Source organism: Microbacterium sp. 69-10, from assembly GCF_001897945.1.
Lineage (GTDB): Bacteria > Actinomycetota > Actinomycetes > Actinomycetales > Microbacteriaceae > Microbacterium.
This window is the reverse complement of sequence record NZ_MKRT01000020.1, coordinates 45,688-53,849: the sequence shown is the minus strand read 5'-3', so window position 1 is coordinate 53,849 and position 8,162 is coordinate 45,688. Positions and strand designations below refer to the sequence as shown.

Annotated in this window: 8 protein-coding genes; 2 read left to right on the top strand and 6 right to left on the bottom strand. The window is 64.4% G+C overall.

Translation table 11 applies throughout. The features are described 5' to 3' along the window. Positions 1-11: 11 nt before the first annotated feature. The 3 genes from BGN97_RS08470 to BGN97_RS08460 form a co-directional block, all read right to left on the bottom strand. A complete protein-coding gene (locus BGN97_RS08470) occupies positions 12-1,856 on the bottom strand; it encodes a DEAD/DEAH box helicase family protein (RefSeq protein WP_292700030.1) in 1,845 nt (614 codons plus the stop codon). Positions 1,857-1,862: 6 nt separating this feature from the next. Further along, a complete protein-coding gene (locus BGN97_RS08465; protein ID WP_292700027.1) occupies positions 1,863-2,261 on the bottom strand; it encodes a (deoxy)nucleoside triphosphate pyrophosphohydrolase in 399 nt (132 codons plus the stop codon). 389 nt (positions 2,262-2,650) lie between these two features. Further along, positions 2,651-3,676, bottom strand: a complete 1,026-nt coding sequence (locus tag BGN97_RS08460) for a restriction endonuclease (protein WP_292700024.1) — start codon at positions 3,674-3,676, stop codon at positions 2,651-2,653. Between the two features lie 102 nt (positions 3,677-3,778). On the opposite strand from BGN97_RS08460, the gene BGN97_RS08455 reads away from it, so the two are divergent. Beyond that, positions 3,779-3,940, top strand: a complete 162-nt coding sequence (locus BGN97_RS08455; protein WP_292700021.1) for a hypothetical protein — start codon at positions 3,779-3,781, stop codon at positions 3,938-3,940. A 27-nt stretch (positions 3,941-3,967) separates the two neighbouring features. Here BGN97_RS08455 and BGN97_RS08450 read toward each other — a convergent pair whose 3' ends face one another. Genes BGN97_RS08450 through BGN97_RS08440 form a run of 3 tightly spaced genes read right to left on the bottom strand, consistent with a single transcriptional unit; the run spans position 3,968 to position 7,252 of the window. After that, the gene (locus BGN97_RS08450; protein WP_292700015.1) at positions 3,968-5,539 is read right to left on the bottom strand and encodes an SIR2 family protein; all 1,572 of its coding nucleotides are present in this window, start codon (positions 5,537-5,539) and stop codon (positions 3,968-3,970) included. A gap of 7 nt (positions 5,540-5,546) precedes the next feature. Next, on the bottom strand, positions 5,547-6,968 hold the full coding sequence (locus tag BGN97_RS08445; protein WP_292700013.1) for an ADP-ribosylglycohydrolase family protein: 1,422 nt from the start codon (positions 6,966-6,968) through the stop codon (positions 5,547-5,549). 17 nt (positions 6,969-6,985) lie between these two features. Beyond that, entirely contained in the window at positions 6,986-7,252 is a 267-nt protein-coding gene (locus BGN97_RS08440; RefSeq protein WP_292700010.1) for a hypothetical protein, read from the bottom strand. A gap of 91 nt (positions 7,253-7,343) precedes the next feature. On the opposite strand from BGN97_RS08440, the gene BGN97_RS08435 reads away from it, so the two are divergent. Next, the gene (locus BGN97_RS08435) at positions 7,344-7,946 is read left to right on the top strand and encodes an NUDIX domain-containing protein (protein WP_292700007.1); all 603 of its coding nucleotides are present in this window, start codon (positions 7,344-7,346) and stop codon (positions 7,944-7,946) included. Positions 7,947-8,162: the final 216 nt, after the last annotated feature.

The following is an 8,162-nucleotide window of genomic DNA, read 5'->3' as shown; positions in this document are numbered from 1 at the left end:
GAACTACACCACTACCAGGGGCTTGACCCACGAGAGACCTTGTCGAAGTTGACGCTAGATAGGCCCGAGATTGCGCCAGCCTCCTGGGCATCCATGATCTTCTTGCGAATGGAGTCTTTGTTCAGGCTGTTGTCACCGAACAGGGCAATCGGGATCAGATAGTTGTTGGTGTAGTTCCCGATGAAGTCGATGACTACGAGATGGTCCTTGCCGGCAGCCTTGCGGAGGCCGCGGCCAAGCTGCTGCGTGAAGATGATGCTCGACTTGGTTTGGCGGAGCATCACAACCTGGTTCACGCTCGGAATGTCGATTCCTTCGTTGAATACATCGACGGTCACGATGTAGTCGAGTTCGCCGCGCTCGAGGCGCTCGACGACAGCTTCACGGGTGTTGATAGAGTCCTGGCCCGTCAGTGCTACAGTGCGCAACCGTCGACCGTGGACACTGCGTCTGTTCAGCAGGGCAACGAGTTCTCTCGCCTCTTCCGTGCGGCTACAGAACATCAACCCGCGGGCGGCTGTCCCCACGTGGCCATAGGTCTCAATGGCCTTGATGATGTGGTCTGCGCGCTCGGGAGCGATAAGGGTGGCGAGTTGGCTGGTGTCATCAATGATTTGTTCGTCGCGTGCGAAATCCGTGACACCGTAGTAGTGAAAAGGCGCCAGCATCTCCTCTTCGAGTGCCTTCTGCAGGCGGATCTCGTACGGAACGTTGAAGTCGAACATCTCGAAGACGTTGAAGCCGTCAGTGCGTTCGGGGGTCGCCGTCATCCCGAGCAGGAAGTCGGGCTGCAGATAGTTGACGACCTGACGGTATGAGCCTGCGCCGGCGCGATGAACCTCGTCGATGAGTACGTAGTCGAAATGGTCGGGCGGAATCGAGAGGAGGTTGTTGGCGGTCGTCAGCGACTGAATTGTCGCGAAAACGTACTTGTGGTCGAGCTCTCGTCGTGGCCCAACGAATTTGCCAAATTCGCGCGCAGGCGCGTCGAGGACACGGCTGAATTCCTCGATCGCGCGATCGAGGATCTGCTCACGGTGAGCGACGAAGAGCATACGTTTTGGGTCGACGGCACGTACATCGAGTGCCGAAAGGATTGTTTTTCCCGTGCCAGTCGCAGACACGACAACCGCACGTCGCTCACCAGCATCCCGCACCTTTTGAATCTCCACCAGCGCTTCGGTCTGCATGGAGTTGGGGACAATTCGCTCGCCAGGCACGAGCGCTTGGATCGCGTCATCGCCGACCTCAACCACCCTGGAGCGACGCTCAGGCGGGACGTATGTCGCCTGGTAGGCGTCAATCCAACCTACGGTGAGCGGCACGGACGTTTGCAACTGCACATCCACCGCTCGACGGAGCTGGTCGACGATATCGCCGTCCGGCAGAGCCGAGAACCGGAGGTTCCACTCTCTATTGGTCAGTAGCGCTGGCGGCGTGAGATTCGAGCTGCCCACGATCGCAGTCGTACTTTGGTCTTGCTCGAAGAGATAGCCTTTGGCGTGAAAGCCGGCACGCGTCCCCGTGTACACCCGGACAGTCACGTTCGGGAGGTTGAGTAGCTCGCGGAAAGCACCTGGTGAGTTGAAACCGAGATATGTCGAGGTGATGATCGTTCCCTGGCCGGGGAAGTCGAGCAACGCCTGCTTGAGCATTGCGACCGCGCTTGTCGTCACGAACGCGACCGAGAAGATGAATGATCTTGAGCGGCTGAGCTCGTGCCGGATGGCGCGCAGCATCTGATTCGCACCATCGTTGTCGATGAGCAGCGGGTGGAACAGCTGATCCGACTGAACGGACTTATCGAGGAATCCGAAGGAAGTGTCGAGCCGAAGTTGCTCGGGAGGGGTTCTCATGCCGTCCTACGAGGCGAAGTCGCGCATGATGCGATCAACTGCTGGAATATCCGCCGGGGCCCAATCGACAGAGTTCAGGTCAGTCGCGGGAATCCAGCGGATCTCGGAATGCTCGGTGAGCTTGGGCTCTCCGTCAAGCAGCGTCGCGTAGAAGGTCGTGAGAGTCACAACTCCGAAGTCGTATTCGTGACTCGTCGTCTCAACGTGCTCGCCGACTTCGATCTTGCAGAGGAGCTCCTCCTCCATTTCGCGGCGAAGCGCCTGCTCGGGGGTCTCACCGGCCTCGATCTTGCCGCCAGGGAACTCCCACTTACCAGGAAGGGACATGGAGGGGCTCCGCTGTGCGGAAAGAATAGTGCCATCGCGAACGACCGCGGCGCCGACGACGTTGATCTGCTTCTTCACGTGATTCTCCGAGTCCTGGCGAGGGTTGAAGCCAGCCTAGCGACGGGCGGTGACACCTCATGGGTCGCGCGCCGGTTTTGTGCCGGCTATTGTCACAACCGCTCGACATGCAATGTGGAGGAGGCATCCGGAGTGAACGATGCAGAGCTTCGACGAGCTGTCCGTTCTCTCAGCGACGTGATGATGGGTGCCGGTGACTCCGATGACCTTTGGCGGGCGATGCAATGGAGTGAGACTGCCGCGGTCGCCGAAGTCTTGCACGCGGCTGGTCACGTCGAGTCGGCGGGACAAGTAGTCCGTTGGTGGGCGGCGGCAGTTAATCTCGGAGAGGAAGCGATTGGCGACGGCCATGGTTCGCCGCGAGAAACGCTTCGTGAGTGGGGCCTTGCCTAGCTGCCGACGCTATCCGCGACGACGAGTACCTTGGTCAGCGGAATGACGTTCCGCCACTCCTCCGGCAGTGCCGCATAGTTCTCAAGCACGAGTGTGACGAGGTCCTCGCCGGTAAGAAGGCGAAGTCCCGGACGCTGCCGCTCGATGGCCAGCGCGTCCCGCGAGTACGTTCCGAGCGTGACGAAGAGAGAAAGCTCTCCAGGGCCCTGGGTGCCGACGAGCTGTTGCACCTCAGGTGCGCTGGTCGTGCCGGTACGGTGCTTGCATTGCACCTTGATCTGTGGCGGCTCGACGCCGAGGGGGTCACGGTGCGCGATCACGTCTACGCCGCCGTCCTGAGAGTACTGAGTCACTCGAGCTTGATAACCGAGTGCACGGAGTAGTGCCGCGGTGAATTCTTCGAACTCGCGGTGAGTGATGTTGCGGTGTAGCGCCTCCAACACGAAGTCTCGCGTGTGGCGGGCGATGCGGGAGGCGCGAGGCGTGTTGTCGGAGTCCTCTTCCTCCTGCGACTCGACTGCGTGGCTGACCTGTTCGGATACCTCTTCGGGAGAAGACGCAGCGCTGCCAAGAGCAGTGAGGAATTCCTCGTCGTGGTTGCGGATACGGAACACCGTCAGGACCGACCCGATCTCGTAGAGCGCTGACTGCGTGAATATCGTGCGGGGCAGACCGACCTTTTTCCACTCGACGGGCCGGCGGTGGCGATGCGTCTCGGCGGATGCCTCAAAGTAGTAGGCGCCGCTGACGATTCCGATGTTGATCGTCGAGTCTGGTTTGTACGGCGCAACGATGACATCGCCGACGGCTATCTCATCGCGGAAGCGGGCAAGAATGCCGGCCTGGCCAGCGATTGAGCGTGGCTTTGCATCGGGATACAGTGCGTCCAACGCTCGCTTGAGACCGTCCCGTCCGTTTGGGATTGAATCGAGGCGCGGCAGCCCGTCCCAACCGACGCTGATGAAACCCTCGTCGACAAGCTCTGTCGTAAGAGAGTCGTTGTGGACGCCCCACACATTCACTTGGCTGCACCTCCAGTGCGATGGACCAGAAGGTCCAGGGTATCGGGCAGGGCGACGCGTGATCACCTGCCGACGGCCAGCATCCCCGTTAGCATCCGAGTCATGACCCGCGCGCAGTTCCAGAGCGAGGCCGACTTCATCGTGTTGATCCCCGGGCGCGGGATCGTCGTGATCGAGGCGAAAAGCCCGGAGTATGTGGAGTACAAGGACGGCGAGTGGCTCGATCGCGTACCTAACCCGGGCAAGAGTCCGTTCGCGCCCTAGGTGTGCTTCGTTCGGTCTTGGCTGGTCTCAGCTGAGCCCCTTCGGCAGTGCATTCCAAGACCGCTTCTTCGCACTGGCGCCCCACCCCAGGTCCCGGAGGCCCGCCGAAACCGCATCCCACGCGGTGCCGCGCCGATCTGCCTCGGGAATCGAGTCGATCATTCTGCCCAGCGCCTCCGCGACGACCCTGTCCTCCGGATCGAGCGTCGAGAGATACCCCTTGGCCAGTAGATAGGAATGCGACGATGCCCCATACGCCAGCACTGCGTCGAGGAATACATCGATCAGCCGAGGTGTGTCGAGCTCCACGAACCTCAGATCATCGCCCCACAGCCCGCGCTTCACGGGGTCGTGCCCGAGAGTGAGAACGGTGCCGAATGGCTGCCCCTTGCTGGGCACGGCCCGACGCACGTCGTGGACGATCTCGTGGAAATGCGGGTCGGTCACTCCGAAGCCGACGAAGAGCAGATGGCGGGTCATCAGCGTGGCCTTGACCAACGAGCTGAGCGCCGCCCGGTCAGCGTTGAACCCGAGATAGTCCTCGCGGGTGAGGACGATGGAGGCGGGGTCATCGACAGTGCCGTGCAGCTTGAGCAGCCACTTCTCCGCGCCTCCGGGGGCACCGGGGATGACCCGACGCGGGCGCTGCCCATCGCTCGCAGCCCATTCGAAGAGACGGTCATAGTTGAGAGTGATGGCCTGCTCGGCTTCGAGGGCCGCGAGGAGCGGCGGTGCGATGCCGTACCGCCGCACGTTCACGGCATCCGCCACGATCCTCCCGAACGCGGCCTTGTCAGTGCCGGTTCGGCGTTCGAGAGCGAATTGGACGTAGGCGGCCTGATCGAGGACGTCGTGCTTCTCGAGCGCTCTCCTGATCTCGGGCTCGACTCCGGCATCCACCGCAAGGCGGTTGATCAGCGACTTCCAGTCGGGGGCGCCCGCGGACAGGCTGATCCCCGCGCCCATGAACGGTACGAGCCGGGAGCCCGCAGCGATCTCGCCGAGCTCGCGCGCGCTCGCGTGGAGCTCTGGCGTCAGCTCGGGCCACGCATCGCGACCTTCGCGTCGGATCATCTGTGCGAGCGCGTAGTCGCGAGGGTCCCGCAGCACGATTGCCACGTCGACGCCGTAGTGCGCTGCCGCCGCGAGAGCCTCACGGTAGACGATTCGGAACATCCTGCCGCGGACATCGCCCGCCCCGCCGCCCCCGACACCGAACAGCGGAACCGCCAGCAGCGGGCGCTCGCGATTCGAGACGGCCGCCGTCGCACCGCGCTGCTTCGAGATCGTGAACGCGACGGCGAAGAACTCACGCAGGCGCGGAACGAACTCCTCAAGGTCCGCGACCCCGTGGTAGGGGACTGCGGTCAGTATCGTCGCAGGCTCATGCGGCCGGTCAGGTCGATCGGTGAGAGGCAGTGTGAATCGCTTCTCCGCCTTGAAGCCTGCCCGAAGGAGCGGATCGAGCCGACCGGGGGCATCCGGCGCCGACTGCATCCACCCGCCGCCGTCCCGCAGATCTCGATCCGTCGCGTACAGGTATGCGTCGCATGCGAATCGTCGGATGTCGCCCTGGATGACGAAGACGTGACCGGTCATGAGCCGATCATGGCATCGCGAGACGCCGCACGGAATCGCGCAGGAACTGCTGTGGCGCGAATCCCGGCAGAGCGGATGCGACATCCCACCACGCCCGCTCGAATTCGACTCCCCGATGGCGCGCGCCGTACAGCGTCGCAATGGCCGCGGTGCGGCTCCGACCCTCCGCGCAGTGCAGGAAGACTGTCCTGCCTTCCGCGCGCAGCGTCGCGATCACGGCGGCCGCTTCCTCAAGCACGAAGTCGAGGTTCGGGTTCTTTCCGTCTTCGTCGATCAGCCACACCTGCACGCTCTCGCACGCGGTCGGCACCTGCGCCGTGCCGACCCGGCACAGCGAGACCACCGCATCCACCTCGGTGGGGAGCCGGTCGAGAGCGGCGAGCGAACCGATCCAGACACCGGCGTCATGCGGATGCTGCGCGAGGAAGTCGCTTCGCGGGTAGGTCGGCTGCTGCTCCGCGGTCGGCCAGCCCTCCGAGTCGGGCCTGCCACCGCGCACCGCCAGTACCGCCTTCCGCGCGAGGTCGGATGCCCGGTACCCGGGCCATCCGTGAACTCGGCGCTGCCAGGCCAGAGGCGCCGCCGACCCGCCGAACACCGCGCCGGCGAGCGATCCCGCGATCGCTGCGACCGTGTCGGTGTCGTGGCCCCCGCGCACCGCCCGATACAGGGCATCCGTCAGTGATTCGGCACCAGCGACCGCGGCCAACGCTCCCTGGAACGCGCGCACGACCCAGCCGTTCTGCTCCCTGAAGTCACGCGGGTGGGCACCCGGCGACAGCGCCTCGTCGATCAGCGCCATCCACCGCGCCCGCCGCTCGGCCGGTAGCTCCGCGACCTGCGCACGCATGTCGAGCTCGCCGGTGAGGATCGCGTGCCGGATCGCGAGGCACCACAGTGTGCAGGCATCCGCGTTGTCATCCTCCCAGTGCGTGAGACGGGCGATCGCGCCCGCGGCCTCCACCAGCTTGGCCGGTGAGCGTTCGAGGTAGCCGAGCGCGAGAGGTCCGGTGCGCATCAGCGAGCCGTTGCCTCCGCTGCGCCCGAACTGCTCGTGGAGGGCGCGGGCTGACTGCAGCGCAGCATCCGCCGTGACGGGTGCGCCGATGCCGGCGAAGACCGCGCGCGTCTGCGAGCCGACATCCTTCGCGGTGCGCGCCCAGTCGATCCAGGTGCCGACGATCCACGCCTGAGTACCGGGATCGAGCAGCTCCTGTCCGTCGGCGAGGGCGTTGAGGATCGGGATCGCCATGCTCGTGTCATCCGTCCACTCGCCGACGCCGTGTCCGAAGCTTCCGGTGCCGAACTGCGGTTCGAAGTCGTCGGGAAGGGACGGCCCGAACTCGTACTGCGATCCGAGCGCATCGCCGGCGGCGGATGCGAGGACGACGCCGATCGCGCGGTCGAGCTGGATGGTGCTGATGCTCATGATCGTTCCTTTCGTGCTCAGGCGAACGACGCCTGTGTGCCGACGGGGAGCACGGGCAGGATCGTCTTGACATAGTCGTAGCGCCACACCTCGTCGGGTGCGCCCGGCCGGCTGCAGACATAGACAGCCTGCGGCGCCATCTCGGCGGGCTGCGACAGCGGGATGGTCAGCTTCGCCTTCTCGACCGAATGCCCCGGGTTCGGGACGTCGCCGTAGTGCGCGCCGTCGAGCGGCCCGCCGGTGAGCAGGCAGTGGATGCTGCCACGGGTGTTCTTCTCGGCCATGTCGACTCCTTTAACTCAAGTCTGCGTTAAATCGATGAGATTAGTATGCGCCTGGGCATCGACATTGCGCAAATGTGCGTAAAATGAGGCTGTGGCACCTTCGCTCGAATCGTTCCCCCGGCCGTCCGTCGCGGTCGACACTGCTGTGCTCACGGTCGTCCACGATGGCCGCCTGTCGGTGCTTCTGCTGCATGGCGAACCGCCGCGTCTGCCGGGCACGTTCCTCCATGAAGGGGAGCTGCTCGAGGATGCGGTGCTGCGGTCTCTGCGCGAGAAGGCGGGCGTCCGCGGGCTGGCGCCGCGACAGCTGCACGTCTTCGACGCGCTCGACCGCGACGATCGCGGCCGGGTGCTGAGCGTGGCGCACGTGGACGTCGTGAGGGCCGTGGCTTTGCCTGCGGATGCCTTCCTTGTTGCGGTGGACGATATGCCGACGCTCGCCTTCGATCACGACCGGATCGTGGCGTTCGCCGTGGACATGCTGCGTGATCAGTACCGGGAGATGCCGGACCCGGCCGCGCTGCTCGAGGGACCGTTCACGCTGCGCCGGCTGCGCCGACTGCACGAGGCGGTGCTCGGAGAACGGCTGGTTCCGGACACGTTCCGCAGGTGGATGCTGCCTGGGCTGGTGGCGACGGGGGAGTTGGAGCGGTCGGGGCGGGGGCGGCCGGCGGAGCTGTATCGGAGGGCGTGAGTCCGGGGGAAAGTGGGGACTTGTCCACAGCCTCCCAGGCGCTGTTGCTGCCGGTGTCATGATTGACCCATGAAGACCCTGCTCGACCGTGCGATCTACTCCTACGGAGATGTCGATCGGCTGGTCGGCCTGCACACGGGCACATCGAAGCGCTGGCTTGAGGGATATTCACGGTCGGGGAAGTTCTACGAACCCGTGCTTCGAGAGGCGCCCACC

Excerpts from the sequence above, each read along its gene's own strand:
- BGN97_RS08470 (WP_292700030.1), bottom strand. The coding sequence starts at position 1,856 with ATGAGAACCCCTCCCGAGCAACTTCGGCTCGACACTTCCTTCGGATTC.
- BGN97_RS08455 (WP_292700021.1), top strand. The coding sequence starts at position 3,779 with ATGACCCGCGCGCAGTTCCAGAGCGAGGCCGACTTCATCGTGTTGATC.
- BGN97_RS08450 (WP_292700015.1), bottom strand. The coding sequence starts at position 5,539 with ATGACCGGTCACGTCTTCGTCATCCAGGGCGACATCCGACGATTCGCA.
- BGN97_RS08445 (WP_292700013.1), bottom strand. The coding sequence starts at position 6,968 with ATGAGCATCAGCACCATCCAGCTCGACCGCGCGATCGGCGTCGTCCTC.
- BGN97_RS08440 (WP_292700010.1), bottom strand. The coding sequence starts at position 7,252 with ATGGCCGAGAAGAACACCCGTGGCAGCATCCACTGCCTGCTCACCGGC.